This is a genomic window from Actinomadura chibensis NBRC 106107, from assembly GCF_001552135.1.
GTDB classification, from domain to species: domain Bacteria; phylum Actinomycetota; class Actinomycetes; order Streptosporangiales; family Streptosporangiaceae; genus Spirillospora; species Spirillospora chibensis.
In genome coordinates, this window is sequence record NZ_BCQP01000026.1 from 27,281 (window position 1) to 42,810 (window position 15,530).

General features: G+C 72.4%; 15 protein-coding genes. 10 read left to right on the plus strand and 5 right to left on the minus strand.

The window, feature by feature from the left end:
* The first annotated feature begins 147 nt into the window (after positions 1-147).
* The 5 genes from ACH01S_RS15475 to ACH01S_RS15495 all read left to right on the plus strand — a co-directional run bounded on the left by ACH01S_RS15475 (position 148) and on the right by ACH01S_RS15495 (position 4,510).
* Positions 148-2,214, plus strand: coding sequence for an ATP-dependent DNA helicase UvrD2 (locus ACH01S_RS15475; RefSeq protein ID WP_067891466.1), 2,067 nt, complete (start codon positions 148-150; stop codon positions 2,212-2,214).
* 263 nt (positions 2,215-2,477) lie between these two features.
* Positions 2,478-3,338 carry an acyl-CoA thioesterase II gene (gene tesB / locus ACH01S_RS15480; RefSeq protein WP_067891469.1) on the plus strand — a complete coding sequence of 287 codons (861 nt, stop codon included), beginning with the start codon at positions 2,478-2,480 and terminating at the stop codon, positions 3,336-3,338.
* 160 nt (positions 3,339-3,498) lie between these two features.
* Positions 3,499-3,882, plus strand: a complete 384-nt coding sequence (locus ACH01S_RS15485; RefSeq protein ID WP_067891472.1) for a hypothetical protein — start codon at positions 3,499-3,501, stop codon at positions 3,880-3,882.
* 118 nt (positions 3,883-4,000) lie between these two features.
* Positions 4,001-4,279 carry a WhiB family transcriptional regulator gene (locus ACH01S_RS15490; protein ID WP_067891475.1) on the plus strand — a complete coding sequence of 93 codons (279 nt, stop codon included), beginning with the start codon at positions 4,001-4,003 and terminating at the stop codon, positions 4,277-4,279.
* A gap of 6 nt (positions 4,280-4,285) precedes the next feature.
* The gene (locus tag ACH01S_RS15495; RefSeq protein WP_067891478.1) at positions 4,286-4,510 is read left to right on the plus strand and encodes a hypothetical protein; all 225 of its coding nucleotides are present in this window, start codon (positions 4,286-4,288) and stop codon (positions 4,508-4,510) included.
* A gap of 279 nt (positions 4,511-4,789) precedes the next feature.
* Here the strand turns inward: ACH01S_RS15495 and ACH01S_RS15500 are convergent, their stop codons facing one another.
* Positions 4,790-6,157: an ABC1 kinase family protein gene (locus tag ACH01S_RS15500; protein WP_246236646.1), complete on the minus strand. Its 1,368-nt coding sequence runs from the start codon at positions 6,155-6,157 to the stop codon at positions 4,790-4,792.
* A 177-nt stretch (positions 6,158-6,334) separates the two neighbouring features.
* On the opposite strand from ACH01S_RS15500, the gene ACH01S_RS15505 reads away from it, so the two are divergent.
* From ACH01S_RS15505 to ACH01S_RS15515, 3 genes are all read left to right on the plus strand, one after another.
* Complete coding sequence (locus ACH01S_RS15505; RefSeq protein ID WP_067891484.1) at positions 6,335-7,135, plus strand: enoyl-CoA hydratase/isomerase family protein; 801 nt, start codon at positions 6,335-6,337, stop codon at positions 7,133-7,135.
* A gap of 195 nt (positions 7,136-7,330) precedes the next feature.
* Complete coding sequence (locus ACH01S_RS15510; protein WP_067891487.1) at positions 7,331-7,864, plus strand: M48 metallopeptidase family protein; 534 nt, start codon at positions 7,331-7,333, stop codon at positions 7,862-7,864.
* Positions 7,861-8,517 carry a glycosyltransferase family protein gene (locus tag ACH01S_RS15515; RefSeq protein ID WP_083980721.1) on the plus strand — a complete coding sequence of 219 codons (657 nt, stop codon included), beginning with the start codon at positions 7,861-7,863 and terminating at the stop codon, positions 8,515-8,517. The genes ACH01S_RS15510 and ACH01S_RS15515 overlap by 4 nt, the downstream gene beginning before the upstream one ends.
* 35 nt (positions 8,518-8,552) lie before the next feature.
* Here ACH01S_RS15515 and ACH01S_RS15520 read toward each other — a convergent pair whose 3' ends face one another.
* The 3 genes from ACH01S_RS15520 to ACH01S_RS15530 are packed head-to-tail and all read right to left on the minus strand — an operon-like array spanning position 8,553 to position 10,683.
* Positions 8,553-9,116: an NUDIX hydrolase gene (locus ACH01S_RS15520; protein WP_246236650.1), complete on the minus strand. Its 564-nt coding sequence runs from the start codon at positions 9,114-9,116 to the stop codon at positions 8,553-8,555.
* Complete coding sequence (locus ACH01S_RS45970; protein ID WP_067891490.1) at positions 9,113-9,298, minus strand: hypothetical protein; 186 nt, start codon at positions 9,296-9,298, stop codon at positions 9,113-9,115. Before ACH01S_RS45970 ends, ACH01S_RS15520 begins: the two co-directional genes overlap by 4 nt.
* Positions 9,295-10,683, minus strand: a complete 1,389-nt coding sequence (locus tag ACH01S_RS15530; protein WP_067891493.1) for a zinc-dependent metalloprotease — start codon at positions 10,681-10,683, stop codon at positions 9,295-9,297. Before ACH01S_RS15530 ends, ACH01S_RS45970 begins: the two co-directional genes overlap by 4 nt.
* An 89-nt stretch (positions 10,684-10,772) precedes the next feature.
* On the opposite strand from ACH01S_RS15530, the gene ACH01S_RS15535 reads away from it, so the two are divergent.
* On the plus strand, positions 10,773-11,855 hold the full coding sequence (locus tag ACH01S_RS15535; RefSeq protein WP_067891495.1) for an NAD-dependent epimerase/dehydratase family protein: 1,083 nt from the start codon (positions 10,773-10,775) through the stop codon (positions 11,853-11,855).
* A gap of 17 nt (positions 11,856-11,872) precedes the next feature.
* Here ACH01S_RS15535 and ACH01S_RS15540 read toward each other — a convergent pair whose 3' ends face one another.
* Positions 11,873-14,782: a UPF0182 family membrane protein gene (locus ACH01S_RS15540; protein WP_067891498.1), complete on the minus strand. Its 2,910-nt coding sequence runs from the start codon at positions 14,780-14,782 to the stop codon at positions 11,873-11,875.
* A gap of 120 nt (positions 14,783-14,902) precedes the next feature.
* Between ACH01S_RS15540 and ACH01S_RS15545 the strand changes: the two genes are divergently transcribed.
* The gene (locus ACH01S_RS15545) at positions 14,903-15,433 is read left to right on the plus strand and encodes a PPA1309 family protein (RefSeq protein WP_067891501.1); all 531 of its coding nucleotides are present in this window, start codon (positions 14,903-14,905) and stop codon (positions 15,431-15,433) included.
* Positions 15,434-15,530 lie beyond the last annotated feature (97 nt).

Genomic DNA, 15,530 nt, shown 5'->3' on the forward strand with positions numbered 1-15,530 from the left:
CGTCACTACGATGCTCGTCACTACGGTCGGCCCTCCCGAGAACAGTAGACAGGTCGCCCGCATTCCTGCGGTCGTCGGGGGGGCGGCGGTTATCCACAGGCGGCGGAGTTGGGTGATGCCGGTGGGACGGGCTGCGAGTATGGGGGCATGTCGACTGAGGCGGTGCTGGAGGGACTCGACCCCGAACAGCGGGAGGTCGCCGAGGCGGTGCAGGGTCCGGTGTGCGTCCTCGCGGGCGCCGGGACGGGCAAGACCAGGGCCATCACGCACCGCATCGCGTACGCGACGCTGACCGGCGTCGTCACGCCGCAGCGGGTGCTCGCCGTGACGTTCACCACACGCGCGGCGGGCGAGCTGCGCAGCAGGCTCCGGCAGCTCGGCGCGCCGGGGGTGCAGGCGCGCACCTTCCACGCGGCGGCGCTGCGCCAGCTCAGCTACTTCTGGCCGCGCGTCGTCGGCGGCGAACCGCCAAAGATCATCGAGTCGAAGATCGCGGTGGTCGCGGACGCGGCCAAGGCGTGCCGGCTGTCCCTCGGCCGGACGGAGCTGCGCGACGTCGCGAGCGAGATCGAATGGGCGAAGGTCACCCAGAACCGCCCCGAGGACTACCCCGCCGCCGTCGTCAAGGCGGGGCGCAAACCGTCCACCGACGTCGTCGACGTCGCGCGCCTCTACGCCATGTACGAGCAGCTCAGACGCGAGCGCAACCTGCTCGACTTCGAGGGAATGTTGGAGCTGACCGCGGCCGTCCTCACCGAGCACCGCGAGGTCGCGAACCAGGTCCGCGAGCAGTACCGGTACTTCGTCGTCGACGAGTTCCAGGACGTCAACCCCCTGCAGAAGCTCCTGCTCGACACCTGGCTCGGCGACCGCGACGACCTGTGCGTCGTCGGCGACCCGAACCAGACGATCTACTCCTTCACCGGCGCGTCGCCGTCCCACCTGCTCGACTTCACCCGCGAGCACCCGGCCGCGAAGGTCGTCCGGCTCGTCCGCGACTACCGGTCGACGCCGCAGGTCGTCCGGCTCGCGAACGGCGTGATCGGGCAGGCCCGCGGCGCGCGGCACGGCCTGGAGCTGATCGCGCAGCGCGAGGCGGGCCCCGAGCCGGTGTTCAACGAGTACGACGACGAGATCGCCGAGGCCGACGACGCCGCCCGCCGGGCCCGCAAGCTGATCGACGAGGGCGTCCCGGCGCGCGAGATCGCGATCCTCTACCGGGTGAACGCGCAGTCGGAGGCGTACGAGTCGGCGCTGGCGGCGGCGGGCGTCCCGTACGTCCTGCGCGGCGCGGAGCGGTTCTTCGAGCGGCCCGAGGTCAAACAGGCCGTGATCATGCTGCGCGCCGCCACCCGGGTCGGCGCCGACGCCGAGACCGACGGGACGGGGCTGATCCACACCGTCCGGCACGTGCTGTCCGGCGCCGGGTTCTCCGACCGCGCGCCCGAGGGCGCGGGCGCGGCCCGCGCGCGCTGGGAGTCGCTCGCCGCGCTCGCCCAGCTCGCCGAGGACATGGCCGCCGACAACCCGAAGGCCGCCCTGCCCGACTTCGTCGCCGAGCTGGAGGAGCGCGCCGCCGCGCAGCACGCGCCGCCGCTGGAGGGCGTCACGCTCGCGTCGCTGCACGCCGCGAAGGGCCTGGAATGGGACGCGGTGTTCCTCGTCGGGCTCGTCGAGGGCACTTTGCCGATCGTCTACGCCGAGACGCCCGCCCAGATCGAGGAGGAGCGGCGGCTGCTGTACGTCGGGGTCACGCGGGCGCGCGTCCACCTGTCGCTGTCATGGGCGCTGTCCCGGTCGCCGGGCGGGGCGCGGCGGCGCCGCCCGTCCCGTTTCCTGGACGGCCTGACCGGCAAGGCCACCACCCACACCCCGGCCCGCGCCGACCGGTCGAACCGCCGTCCGGCGCGGGGCCCGCAGCCATGCCGGGTGTGCGGGCGGCCGCTGACCGCCGCCGTCGAACGCAAGCTCGGCCGCTGCGAGGACTGCCCGTCCGAGCTGAACGAGGAGCTGCTGATCGCGCTCAAGGAATGGCGCGCCCGGGTGTCGGCCGAGCAGAAGGTCCCCGCCTACGTCGTCTTCACCGACGCCACCCTCCAGGCGATCGCCGAACACGGCCCCGACTCCCTCGAAGACCTCGCCCGCATCCCCGGCGTCGGCAAGGTCAAGCTCGACCGGTACGGCGAGGCGGTGCTGAGCCTGTGCGGCCCCTAAGCCCATGCGACGAGATCAGGGGGCGTGAGATCAGGGGCGTGAGATCAGGGGGCGTGAGATCAGGGGGCGTGAGATCAGGAGGCGTGAGATCAAGAGGCGTGAGATCAGGGGGTGAGGGACCCGCGAGAGGTGAGGTGCCGTGGGACCTCATGCCGCCAGACGGAGTCACGCGGGAGGGGATGCCGTGGCCCATGATCACGCCGGGAGGAGATCATGCGGGGCGTGATCCTGACCACACGGGGTGATGCGGGAGACTTGCCGGTGTGAAGGACTCCCTGAAGGCGTTGCTCGACCTGCTCGACCTCGAACAGATCGAGAACGACATCTTCCGCGGCCGGACGTCCGACGAGCGGCGGCAGCGCGTCTTCGGCGGGCAGGTCGCCGGGCAGGCGCTGGTCGCCGCCGGGCGGACCGTCCCCGTCAACCGCCCCGTGCACTCGCTGCACGCGTACTTCATCCGGCCGGGCGACCCGCTCGTCCCGATCGTCTACACCGTCGACCGGGTCCGCGACGGCCGCTCCTTCACGACGCGGCGGGTCACCGCCGTCCAGCACGGCAAGGCGATCTTCACGCTGTCGGCGTCGTTCCAGATCGTCGAGGACGGCCCGGCCCACCAGGCGCCGATGCCGGAGGCCCCCGACCCCGAGACGCTCCCGGACGGCCTCACCCGGCTGACCCCGCAGTTCGGCGAGGTCGGCGCGCGCGAGTTCATCGCCCGGCGGCCCTTCGACATCCGGCACGCGACCCCGCTGACCTGGGAGGCCGCGAAGGACCCGGCGCTCATCAGCCCCGAGTCGAAGGTGTGGCTGAAGGTCGACGGCGACCTCCCGGACGACCCGCTCCTGCACGTGTGCCTGATGACCTACGCCTCCGACATGACGCTGCTCGACACCGTCCTGCTCAACCACGGCCTCGCCTGGGGCGACAAGCGGACGATGGGCGCCAGCCTCGACCACGCGATGTGGTTCCACCGCCCGTTCCGCGCCGACGACTGGCTGCTCTACTACCAGGACTCCCCGTTCGCGGGCGGCGCGCGCGGCCTCGCCCGCGGCCAGGTGTTCACCCGCGCGGGGGACCTGGTCGTGTCGGTGATGCAGGAGGGACTGATCCGCGTCTCGGGCTAGGCGCGGGGTGAACCGAGCCACAGAACCGCAGGTCAAAAATATCTTGATTGATTTGGCGGAAGCCCCGTACGCTCTAACGCGAGCAATGAACAGGCCCGTCGGCGAGGACCAAGCGTCCCCCGGTGCGGCCCGAGGAGCCAGGAAGGTGGTGTGCAGTCCGGTGAGCAACACGTTGATGAAATCCGCGTCGTCCTGGACCGCATGGCCTGGCGCCTCGATTCCCGGCGTCCCCGCCGCCTCGGTCGCGTATTCGGACGCGGTCGGCCTGCGACCGCGTGACCAGCGCGCCATGCGTGACGTCCAGCAGCGCGAGCTGAAGCCGAGCGACCTGAAACTGCGTGGCATGGAGCTGCGCGGGGCCGAGGTCGGCGGCGCCAATTCGTGTGAGCTGCGCGTCGATCAGCGATTCCAGGACGGCCAGGGGCGGAGTGTCTCCGAACACCTTCTCGGCGGCATGTCCGTCCAGGCTCCGGCCACGGCCCACGTGGGCGTCACCGTCACGGGTGACGTGTCGGGTCCGTACCCCTGGAGGCCACCGGTTTAGAACACCGGCAAGCCCCCAGGCCGCGGATCCAGACATCGGATCCGCGGCCTTCTTATTTGCCCAGACAACCCACCGAAACGCCCGTTGAGATCCAACGAGAGGAACAAGGGTGACTGTGATGCAGGGGGCTCTCGCAGTAAGCGAGGAGGACCTCACTCTTCCGTGCCGGACCGACCCGGAGCTGTTCTTCGCCGAGTCTCCCGCCGACGTCGAGCTCGCCAAGGCCCTGTGCCAGGAGTGCCCGCTCCGCCGCGAGTGCCTCGCCGGTGCGCTTGAGCGCAAGGAGCCCTGGGGCGTCTGGGGCGGCGAGCTGTTCGTCCGCGGTGTGATCGTGCCGCGCAAGCGGCCGCGCGGCCGTCCGCGCAAGCACCCGCGGCCCGACGAGCTGACCGTGTGAGGCGACATGCCCACCACGCTCCACCGGCCCGGCGCCGAGGGCGCGGCGCCCACCGCGGCGCCGCGCCTCCGGCCGGACGAACTGGCCGTCCGCGTCCACGCGCTGCGGCGGGCGCGCCGCGACGCGCGGACGCGGGCGTCCCGCGTCCGCCGCGTGCTGCTCGCGCCGACCCCGGTCGGCGACACGTACGCGCAGGTGCCGGAAACCCGGCACCAGCACTGGGAGAACTGACCGCCACCGATGAACTGGCCAGCACCGATGAACTGGCCAGCACCGACGAACTGACCGCCATTCATGAATTGACCAGCACTGACGAGAATGCCCGGTGGGTCGCAGGCCCCCACTCACCTCCGCCCTTCTTGGATGGTTTGGCGGACGGGTGCGCCTCCCCGCGGGCGGATGGAGCGCGTCCGGCGGCCCACTCGCCGGACGCGCGAGAAGCGGGGCCCCGCGCGTCTCATCAACACGCGGGGCCCCGCTGAGCTTTCGCAAGAAGAAATCAGCCGGAATTCAGCCGGTGACGAGTTCGCCGTCCTCGTCCCCGGCCGCTTCGTCGATGCCTTCCGCGGCGGAGTCGTCCGCGAATCCGGGGACCCATTTCAGGGATTCCCCGCGCGCCGGGATCTCGCATTCGAGCTGGCACAGCACGCCCGTCCCGGCCGACAGGACCCGGTGGATGATGACGTATTCCGGCGGCAGGTTGAGCTGCCGGACGACGTTCGACGGCCGCAGGTCCGTGACCCGCGCGGCCATGTCGCGCAGCCATTCCCGGCTGAACCTGAACGTCTCCGTGATGAACGGCTCGGTGATCGGGGCGAGGAAGGCCTGGAGCGAGTCGGCGTCGACGTCCACGCCCTCGCGGATGAAGTCCTCCCGGCGGAGGGCCTCCTCGATCTCGGCGATGTCGGCCATCGTGCCGATGCGCAGCAGCAGGCCGAGCCGCCGCTGGAAGCCGCCGGGAATGCGGTCGACGGCGCCGAAGTCGAGGACGCCGAGCCGCCCGTCCGCCAGCAGCCGGAAATTGCCGGGATGGGGGTCGCCGTGCAGCATTCCGCACCGCTTCGGACCGGACAGCAGGAAACGGCAGTACAGCAGCGCCGCGTGGTTCCGCGTCTCCTGGTCGCCGTCGCTGATGATCTTCGAGAGCGGGGTGCCGTCCATCCACTCGGTGATCAGGATATTGCCGGACTGCGCGACGACCTCCGGGATGAGGAAGTCGGGGTCGTTGTCGTAGGCGTCCCGGAAGACGGTCTGGGACTCGGCCTCGATCGTGTAGTCGAGCTCCTCGACGACCCGTTCCTTCAGTTCGGCGAGCATCGACTTGACGTCCAGCCCGGGCATCAGGACGCCGAACAGGCGGCCGAGCCGCGCGAGCTGGTTGAAGTCGCTGATCAGCGCCTTGCCCGCGCCCGGGTACTGGACCTTCACCGCGACGGCCCGGCCGTCGTGCCACACGGCCCGGTGCACCTGCCCGATGGACGCGGCGGCGGCGGGCTCGTCGTCGAACGAGTCGAAGTAGTCGCGCCAGTCGTCCCCGAGGAACTCGGCGAGCACCTTGTGGACGGTCGCGGCGGGCAGCGGGGGAGCGGCCTCCTGCAACCGGGTGAGCGTGGCGCGGTACGGCCCGGCGATCTCCGGCGGCAGCGCCGCCTCGAAGATCGACAGCATCTGGCCGAGCTTCATCGCCCCGCCCTTGAGCTCGCCGAGCACCTTGAACAGCTGCTCGGCGGTGCGGGTCTGGATCTCCATCGCGACGGCCTCGGCGGGCCGGCCGAACGTGCGCTTCCCCATGCCGAGCGCGGTGCGCCCCGCGAAGCCGATGGGGAGGGACGCCAGCTTTGCTGACCGCGTCACCGCGCGGCGGGGAAGATCGCTCACGCGGACCATTCTCGGTGATCGGCTGTGTGTCCCGCCACAACGATCCGCAACAATCGCCCGCTCTTGGCCGGGACCGGCACCATGACCTGCCCGGATGTGGTAAGTGTGCGCTTTCTCACGCCGTCCGGGCGGCGGTCCGGGCGCGGCGGGACGGGGCCCGTCCGATACGGTGCCGCCATGCCCGAGGAGATCGCGGACGTCCTGCGCACCGAGCGCCGCCCCGGCGGGGTCGTCGTCCTGACGCTGAACGACCCGTCCCGCCGCAACGCGATGTCGGACGCGATGACCGCCGCCTGGACGGCGGCCATGGACGGTCTCCGCACTGACCGGGACGTGCGGTGCGTCGTGCTGACCGGCGCCGGAAGCGCGTTCAGCTCCGGCGGCGACCTGCCCTGGCTCGCCGACGCGAACGCGGTCCCCGTCCCCGCGCTGCGCGACCGGATGCTCGCCTTCTACCGGACGTGGCTCGCGATCCGCGAGCTGGAGGTCCCGACGATCGCCGCCGTCAACGGGCACGCCGTCGGCGCCGGGCTGTGCCTCGCGCTCGCCTGCGACCTTCGGTACGCGGCGGCCGGGGCGAAGCTCCTCGCGCCGTTCACCGCGCTCGGCCTGCACCCCGGCATGGCCGCGACCTGGCTGCTCCCCGAGGTGGCCGGGCTGCCGCTCGCCCGCGAGATGCTGCTCGCCGGACGGGTCGTCACCGGCGCCGAGGCGGAGCGGCACGGCCTCGTCAACCGCGCCGTCGAGGACGGGAAGGTGCTCGACGAGGCCCTCGCCGTCGCCCACCGGGTGGCCGCGCAGGCGCCGATCGCGACCCGGCTCACCAAGGTCGCGCTCGCCGGCGGCGGGCACCCCGACCAGGAGTCGGCGCTGCGCTGGGAGTCGCTCGCCCAGCCCGTCACGATGGCGTCCAAGGACATGCTGGAGGGGCTCGCGGCGCAACGGGAGGGGCGCGCCCCACGCTTCACCGGCGAGTAACCCCCCTTCACCGGCCGGGTGAACGCCGGGCGGCACGCCGCGGACCATTGTGGTAAACCGCTGAGGTTCGTAAAAACAGAGGCTCTGACCTGCGCCGACGTCAAACACCCCCTTTGGGGGCGGCAAAATTTCGAGTACGGTTCAGGCGTGCCCCCTAACGTTGAGGTCCGCCGCAGCGCCAGGCGCAGGCGAACCGTGTCCGCCTACCGCGACGGCGACAAGGTGGTGGTGATGGTTCCGTCCAGGCTCAGCAAGGCCGAAGAGGAACAGTGGATCGCGACCATCCTGGAGCGGCTTGAGGAGCGGGAGCGCCGCCGCCGTCCCACCGACGCCGACCTCCAGTCGCGCGCCCGGGACCTGTCCAGGCGCTACCTCGCCGGACGCGCCGACCCCGTCAGCGTCCGCTGGGTCGCAAACCAGCGCGCCCGCTGGGGATCGTGCACCCCCGACGACGGCACGATCAGGCTGTCCACCCGGCTGCGCGGCATGCCGTCCTGGGTGGTCGACTACGTGCTCGTCCACGAGCTGGCGCACCTGCTCATCCCGGGGCACGGCGCCGACTTCTGGGAGCTGGTCGGCAACTATCCGAAGGCCGACCGCGCCCGCGGCTACCTGGAGGGCGTCGCCGCCGCCGCGCACCTGCCGCTGGAGGCCGACACCCTGGACGACGAGATCGCCGCCGAGGGGGTCCGGCACGGGGACGACTTCCCGCACGAGGCCGCCGGGTGACCCTGGCCCGCTTCGCCGCCGTCCTCTCCAGGCCCGACCGTTCGCAGCCCGACCGCGGTTCCGCCGTGCCCGCGGGCGTCGACCCGGACGAGTTCCGGCTCGCCCTGCTCGAAGACGCCTACGAGGTCGTCGCCGGGCTCGAACTCGTGACGCCCGCCCTCGTCCTCGACCCGCCGGACCAGCCGGACGCGGAGGCCGTGACCTGGCCGGGCACCCCGATCGTCCGGGAGCCGACGCTCGCGGGCGCGTTCGCCGCGCTGCACGCGCTCGGCGCCGAGACCGCCGCGCTCGTCGCGCCGGACGCCCCCGACCTGCCGCCGCTGCTGATCGGCAAGCTGTTCCGCGCCCTCGGGAGCGCGCCGTCCGCGGCCTGCGCGGCCCGCCCCGGCGGCGGGCTCGTCGCCCTCGCCGCGCGGCTGCCGCTGCCCGGCTGGCTCGCCGCCGCCCTCGACGGCACGGAGACCGCTGTCGACCTCGACACCCCGGACGCGCTGGCCCGGCTGCGCGCCGCCGCGCCGCGGCCCGGGCTCGTCCCGCAGGGACCGCCCTGGCACCGCCTCCGCACAACCGCCGACCTGCGGTTCCTCGACCCGGGGCTGGAAGGCTGGGAGAACACCCGGGCGCTGCTCGAAGGTCACCCGCTCGGCTCGTAGCCCGCCGCCCGCGCCCGCGCGGCGCTGCTGGATGGTCATCCGGTCGGCTCGTAGCCCGCGTCCCGCGCCCGCGCCACGAGGCGCCGGACGGCGTCGTCGGTGGGTTCGGGGAGTTCGTCCACGGGGAACCAGCCGAGCGCCTCGGACTCGTCGCTGACCGTGTGCGGGGCGCCGTCCGGGGCGATCACCGTGTACTGGACGTCCAGGTGCCAGGTCTCCCGGCCCTCGCAGCGGACCGCGTGCCGATCGAGCCGCACGGGCCCCGGCACCAGCCGCAGCCCGCCGATCCCGGACTCCTCGGTCGCCTCCCGCAGCGCCGCGCCCGCGAGCGTCGCGTCGCGCGGCTCGCAGTGCCCGCCGAGCTGGAACCACGCCTTGAACTTGGCGTGCAGGGTCAGCAGGACGCGCGACCTGGACGGGTCGAGCACCGCGGCGCTGGCCGTGATGTGCCCGGCCGCGCACTCCCGCCACAGGCCGTCCGCCGGATGCTCCTCCAGGTGGCGGAGGAACTCCAGGCGGGCCTTCTCCTGGCCGGAGTCGGGCGCCGTCCACGACGACAGGACCCGCACGGCGTCGTCGTGCAGGACGCTCCGCGTCACGTGCGGCCCACGCGCGGATACCGGGAGTTGGCCGGATGGCGGCGCCGCCGCTCCTGGTCGACCGGGCGGTGCCAGCACAGGCTCGCGCGGGCGACCCGCCGCCGGACGGCGTTCGCCGACGACCCCGGCGCGTACCCGCAGCCGTGCACGTGCGACACGCGCGACTCGCGCGGGCGGCTCATGCGCGGGGCCCGCCGTCGCCGTCGCCCTCGCCCTTGTCGTCGGGCTTCTCCCCGGGCTCATCGTCGGGCTTGTCGTCCGGCTTGTCTTCCGGCCTGGTGAGCTTCGACAGGTCGAGGTCGGACAGGCCCTCAAGCTCGTCGCGGCCGTGGACGAACCCCTCCGGGTCGTCGAGGTCGTCGGACGTCGGGAGCAGGTCGGGGTGGTCCCAGATGGCGTCGCGGCCCTGGGCGCCGCGCACCTCGGTGAGCGTCCGCCACAGGGTGGCGGCCTCGCGCAGCCGCCGGGGCCGCAGCTCCAGGCCGACCAGCGTCGCGAACGTCCGCTCGGCGGGGCCGCCGGTCGCGCGCCGCCGCCGGACCGCCTCGGCCAGCTTCACCGCGCCGGGCAGCCGCTCCTTAGCGGCCTCGTTCACCACCGTGTCGACCCAGCCCTCGACCAGCGCGAGCGCCGTCTCCAGGCGGGCGAGCGCCGCCTTCTGCCGCGGCGTCTCCTCCGGCTGGAGCTGGATCTCGTTGCCGAGCGCCTCCTGCAGCGCCTCCGGGTTCGACAGGTCGAGCCCCTGGACGGCCTGTTCGATGCCCGACAGGTCGACCGTGATGCCGCGCGCGTACTCCTCGACCGCGCCGAGCAGGTGCGACCGCAGCCACGGGACGTGCGTGAACAGCCGCTGGTGCGCGGCCTCGCGCAGCGCCAGGTAGAGCCGGACCTCGTCGCCGGACACCTCAAGCCCGGAGCCGAACGCCTCGACGCCCGCGGGCAGCAGCGCGCCCACCCCGTCCGGGGCGAGCGGCAGGCCGACGTCGGCGGAGCCGGTCACCTCGCGGGCCAGCGCGCCGAGCGCCTGCCCGGCCTGGCCGCCGACCATCGCGCCCGCCATCTGCTTGACCATCCCGATCAGCGGACCGGCCATCGCCTGCACGTCCGCCGGGATCTCGCCGGCGCCGAGCGCCCCGCCCATGGACTCGACCATCCGGGCCGCGATCGGGTCGCAGACCTTCGCCCACACCGGGAGCGTCTGCTCGATCCACTCCGAGCGGCTCCACGCCTGCGGCGTCCGGATGCCCGCGGGCAGCGTCGTGGCGCCGTCGAGCCACAGGTCGGCGAGGCGCAGCGCCTCCTCGACCTGGCGGCGCTCGGTGTCGACGACCGACGGGTCGCCCTGCTCCACCACGCTGTGCCGCGCGATGTTCTTGGCCAGATCCCAGTTCAGGGGGCCGCCGCCCGCGGCGCCGGCCGCACCCTGGCCGCCGATCATGTCGGCGAACCGGTGCAGCATGTCGGCGAACTGCGCCATGTCGCCGCCCATGCCCTTGAATGGGTCCTGGGAACGGTCGTCGTCGTCGCCGTCGCCTGGACGGTTGAAGCCGAAGGGAGTGTTGCTCATCGGTTCGCCCCTGGGATGCATGATGGGCTCATATCCGCAACGTTAGCCGGTCTGGGCAAGGTCGCGTACACAAGGAAGGGGGCACCCCCGTGGCAACGGGCAAGGTTCGCCCTCGGCGTAGCAAGGGCCCGGTCGTCGCCGTCACCGGCGCGGCCACCGGGGCGGGACGGCTGCTCGCCGCCCGGCTCGCCGAACGGGAGGAGATCCGCAAGATCGTCGCCATCGACGCGCACCGCGGCGACGTGCCCGGCGTCACCTGGCGTGTCGTCGACATCCGCGACCCGCTGCTGTCCAACCGGCTGTCGGACGTCGACGTGATCGTCAACCTGGACGTCGAGCACTCCCCGGACGTGGACCCCCGCGAGCGCCGCACCCACAACGTCCGCGGGGCGCAGACGGTCGTCACCGCCGCGGCCGCGGCCCGGGTCCGCCGGGTCGTGCTCGTCACGTCCGCGATGGTGTACGGGGCCGAGCCCGGCAACGAGGTGCCGCTGCCCGAGGACTCCCCGCTCCTCGCCGAGGCCAGCACCAGCATCGCGGGCGACCACCTGGAGATCGAGGAGCTGGCCGCGACCGCGCCCGTCACGCACCCCGGGCTGGACGTCACCGTCGTCCGTCCGGCGGCGCTCGCCGGGCCCGGCGTCGACACCGTCGTCACCCGGCACTTCGAGGCGCCCCGGCTGCTGACGGTCAAGGGCAGCACCCCCGGCTGGCAGTTCTGTCACCTCGAAGACCTCGCGTCCGCCCTGGAGGTCGTGGTCGTCGAGGAGCTCACCGGGCCGCTCGCGGTCGGCTGCGAGGGCTGGCTCGGCCCCGAGGAGGTCACCGAGATCACCGGCAAGCGCAGCTTCGAGCTGCCCGCCGCGCTCACGTTCGGGATGGCGCAGCGCCTCCACCGGCTCGGCATGACGCCCGCGCCCGCCACCGACCTCCACTACGTCGCCTACCCGTGGGTCGTCGACTGCGCGCGGCTGCGGGCCGCCGGGTGGAAGCCGATGTACGACAACGCCGCCGCCCTCCGCGCCGTGATGGACGAGACCGCCGGACGGCACGCCGTCGTCGGGCGCCGCGTCGGCGGCAAGGAGGCCACCATGGCGACCGCGGCGGGCGCGACCGTCGCCGCGATCGGCGCCGCCGCCGCGATCCGCCGCGCCCGCAAGCGCCGCCGCTGAGCCCGCGGTGGCCCGGCCTAGCTCGGGGACGGCGTCGTGGACGGCGTCCCCGAGGGGCTCGGCGACGGGCTGCCCGGCGGCGTCGCGGGCGCGGACGGCTTGGCCTCGCTCGCCGCCGCCAGCGCGGCCTGCGCGTCCTTGATCCGCTTCCAGGCGTCGCCCATGCCCGGGTAGTCGCCCTTCTTCTGCGCGTTCTCGTAGTCCTGGACGGCCGTCCGCAGGTCGTTGATCGCCTTCTGCGCCTGCGCGCTGAGCTGCCCGCCCGGCGCGGTCGTCGTCGGCGGCGGCGGACCGACGCCCGCGCCGCCGAGGACCTGTTCGAGCGCGTCGTCCAGGGTGTCGGCGGCGGCGATGCTCTCCCCGAACCGGACGAGGATCTTGCCGAGGATCGGGTACGGCTGCTGCTCCTTGCCGCCCGCCGCCTTCGTGTACATCGGCTCGACGTACAGCAGGCTCCCGCCGAACGGGATCGTCAGCAGGTTGCCGGGGACGGTCTTCGTCCCGCCCTGTCTCAGCGCGAACAGGTCGTTCTTCACCTTGGCGTCGGTCTCGAACGAGTTCTGCACCTGCCCCGGCCCGGCCGGCTGCGCGTTCCGCGGCATCTGCAGGATCTCGATCTGCCCGTAGTCCTGCCCCGGCGTCGACCCGACCGCCATGAACGCGGCGAGCTGGGCGTTGCCGCGCGGGTTGAACACCGTGGTCAGCGAGAACGACTCGGCGGCCCGGCCCGGCATCCGCAGGCTCTGGTAGTAGGGCGGCTGCCGCTTGTCCTTGGCGGACGGGTCCTCCGGCACCTCCCAGAAGCCCTCGCCGTTGTAGAACGCCGACGGGTCGGTGACGTGGTACTTGGTGAGGATCTTCCGCTGCACTTTGAACAGGTCCTGCGGGTAGCGGAAGTGCGCCTCAAGCTCCGGCGGGATCGACGACCGCGGCTGGACGGTGTGGTCGAACACCTTCATCCACGTCTTGGTGATCGGGTCGTTCTCGTCCCACTGGTAGAGGTGGACGCTGCCGTCGTAGGCGTCCACGGTGGCCTTGACGGAGTTCCGCATGTAGTTGATGTGGTCGTCGGCCTGCCGCGCCACCGCCGACCGGGTGTCGGTGATCGTGTCGCGGGTCGCCTCGCCGAGGCTCGTCTCCTCCGCGTACGGGTAGCCGTTGGACGTCGTGTAGCCGTCCACGATCCACAGGATGCGGCCGTTCACGACGGCCGGGTACGGGTCGCCGTCGAGGGTGAGCCAGGGCGCGGCCTTCTGCACCCGCTCCCGCGGCGACCGGTCGTACATGATCTTGGCGTTCTTGTTGATCGCGCCGGACAGCAGGAGGTTCTTGTCCTGGAACTTCGCCGAGTACAGCAGCTTGTTGAGGAACGAGTCGATCGGGACGCCGCCCTCGCCGTCGTAGGTGCTGCTCTGCTGGCCCGACTCGTTGTTGTCGGGGTAGTTCAGCTCCTGCTGGCCGCGTCCGCCGACCACCGAGTAGCGCGGCGAGCGCTCCCCGAAGTAGATCTCCGGCTTCCCGACCCTGATCTTCTGGGCCTGGTCGGCGGGCATGTTCTTGGTGATGAAGTCGGGCACCCGTCCCGCGTCGAACCGGTCGCCGTAGGCGGACACGAATCCGTAGCCGTGGGTGTAGACCATGTGGTCCTTCACCCAGCTCCGCTGCCCGGCGGGCGCCCCGGACAGCTCCCGCAGCGCGACGATCGTGTCGACGGGCTTGCCGTCCACCTGGTAGCGGTCGACGTCCAGGGTGTCGGGGAACCGGTAGAACGGGCGGATCCGCTGGAGCTGCTGGTACGTCTCGCCCACCACGGCCGGGTCGAGGACGCGCACCCCGCCCAGCTCGTCGGCCTCCTTCTGGAGGGCCTTCTTGTCGGCCACCGGCTGCGTCCCGTACGGGACGACCCGCGCCCCGTCCACGCCGTACGCCTTGCGGGTGAACTCGATGTTGCGCTGGATGTAGTCGCGTTCCTTGGCCAGCTCGTCCGGCTTCACCTGGAACTGCTGGATCAGCAGCGGGTACACGCCGCCGAGCAGGATCGCCGACAGGACGAGGAGCGTGAACCCGACGCCGGGCAGCATCATCCCGCGCCGCAGCAGGTTGCTGAAGAACATCGCCGCGCACAGCAACGCGATGATCATGAGGATGGTCTTGGCCGGAAGCAGGGCGTTCACGTCGGTGTAGGACGCGCCGGTCGTCACCCCCCGCTCGGAGTGCACCAGCCCGTACCGGTCGAACCAGTAGGCGACGGCCTTCAGCAGGATGAACACCCCGAACAGCACGGACAGGTGCGCCCGCGCGGGCGGGCTCGCCTTGTCGCCCGGCCCCTGCAGCCGCAGCCCGCCGTACAGGTAGTGCACCATCACGGAGGCGAGGATGGACAGGATCACCGTGGCGAACACCACGCCCAGCACGAGCCGCAGGAACGGGTACGTGAAGACGTAGAACGACACGTCCTTGTGGAACTGCGGGTCCTTCACGTGGAAGGGCGTCCGGTTCAGGAAGGCCAGCCACACCGGCCACTGGCCGGCCACGGACGAGCCCGTCAGGATGCCGAGCAGGCCGAGCAGCGTCCAGGAGATGAGCCTGCGGCGCGGGTCGATCACCGCGCGGTACCGCTCCAGCCCCTGCTGCTCCACCGACAGCGGCCGGTACGCGGGACGCAGCCGGTACGCGACCGCCACGTTCGCGCCGACCACCAGCGTCATCAGCAGGCCGGCGCCGAAGAACAGCACCACCTTCGCCTGCAACTGGGTCGTGTAGACCTCGGAGAAGCCGATGGAGTCGTACCACAGCACGTTCGTGTAGACGGCCGTGAAGACCATGAACGCGACGAGCAGCACGGCGAGCGCCACCAGCGCCGGCAGCAGCAGCCGCGTCCGTCCGGTACCGAGCCGGCGCCCGAATCCGGGAGTCCGGAAGGTCACTGGCCCCTCCGATCGAGAACTTCGCCCCCACCGGCCGGCCGCCGGTGCTGTAGAAGCAACTTACCGACTGGGGCGGGGGTTCCCGCATGTCCCCGAGCCCAAAGGGGGAAAGATGGGCGCGTGAGTCTTCTGGAAGAAGTCGTACGCGACCTCGAACGCCACTCGGCCCAGGCGGGCTGGGACGCCGCCCCCCGGCTGTACGCGCTCGTCCGGAGCGGCGAGCTGCGCCGAGCCGAGCCGGGCATCGCCGACCAGCTCCCCGCCGACGCCGACGCCCTCGTCCCCGTCGAGCAGGAGGCGCTCCCCGAGCCGGACGACCTCGAAAAGGCCCTCGCCGCGATCGTCTGGCCGGACGCCGTGGACGGCTGCGCGCTCGTCATCGAACGCGTCATCCTCCCCTCCGACGTGGAGGCCGACATCCCCGAGGACGCCGCCGAGGCGCAGGAGTTCATCGGAAGCCACCCGGCGCGCGAGGACGTCCGCATGGTGGTCGGCGTGCTCCGCGACGGCACGCGGGCCTCCGCCGTCCGGATGCGCAGCCACGACAGCGAGAACGAGGTGCTGACCGGGCCCGACCTCGTCCGCTCCATCCCGGACGCCCTCGTCGCGACCTTCGAACCGGACGAACCCGGCGGCGCACCGGAAAGGTAATCTGCGGGACGTGAGCCACGACAGCCCCGCCGCCGTCATCCGGCTGATCGGCGTCCGCGACGCCCCCCTGTCCATGGACGAGGCGTACGCCGCCGTC

Coding starts and splice junctions, on each gene's coding strand:
- ACH01S_RS15495 (WP_067891478.1), top strand. CDS start 4,286: ATGCCCACCACGCTCCACCGGCCCGGCGCCGAGGGCGCGGCGCCCACC.
- ACH01S_RS15490 (WP_067891475.1), top strand. CDS start 4,001: ATGCAGGGGGCTCTCGCAGTAAGCGAGGAGGACCTCACTCTTCCGTGC.
- ACH01S_RS15505 (WP_067891484.1), top strand. CDS start 6,335: ATGCCCGAGGAGATCGCGGACGTCCTGCGCACCGAGCGCCGCCCCGGC.
- ACH01S_RS15530 (WP_067891493.1), bottom strand. CDS start 10,683: ATGAGCAACACTCCCTTCGGCTTCAACCGTCCAGGCGACGGCGACGAC.
- ACH01S_RS45970 (WP_067891490.1), bottom strand. CDS start 9,298: ATGAGCCGCCCGCGCGAGTCGCGCGTGTCGCACGTGCACGGCTGCGGG.
- ACH01S_RS15475 (WP_067891466.1), top strand. CDS start 148: ATGTCGACTGAGGCGGTGCTGGAGGGACTCGACCCCGAACAGCGGGAG.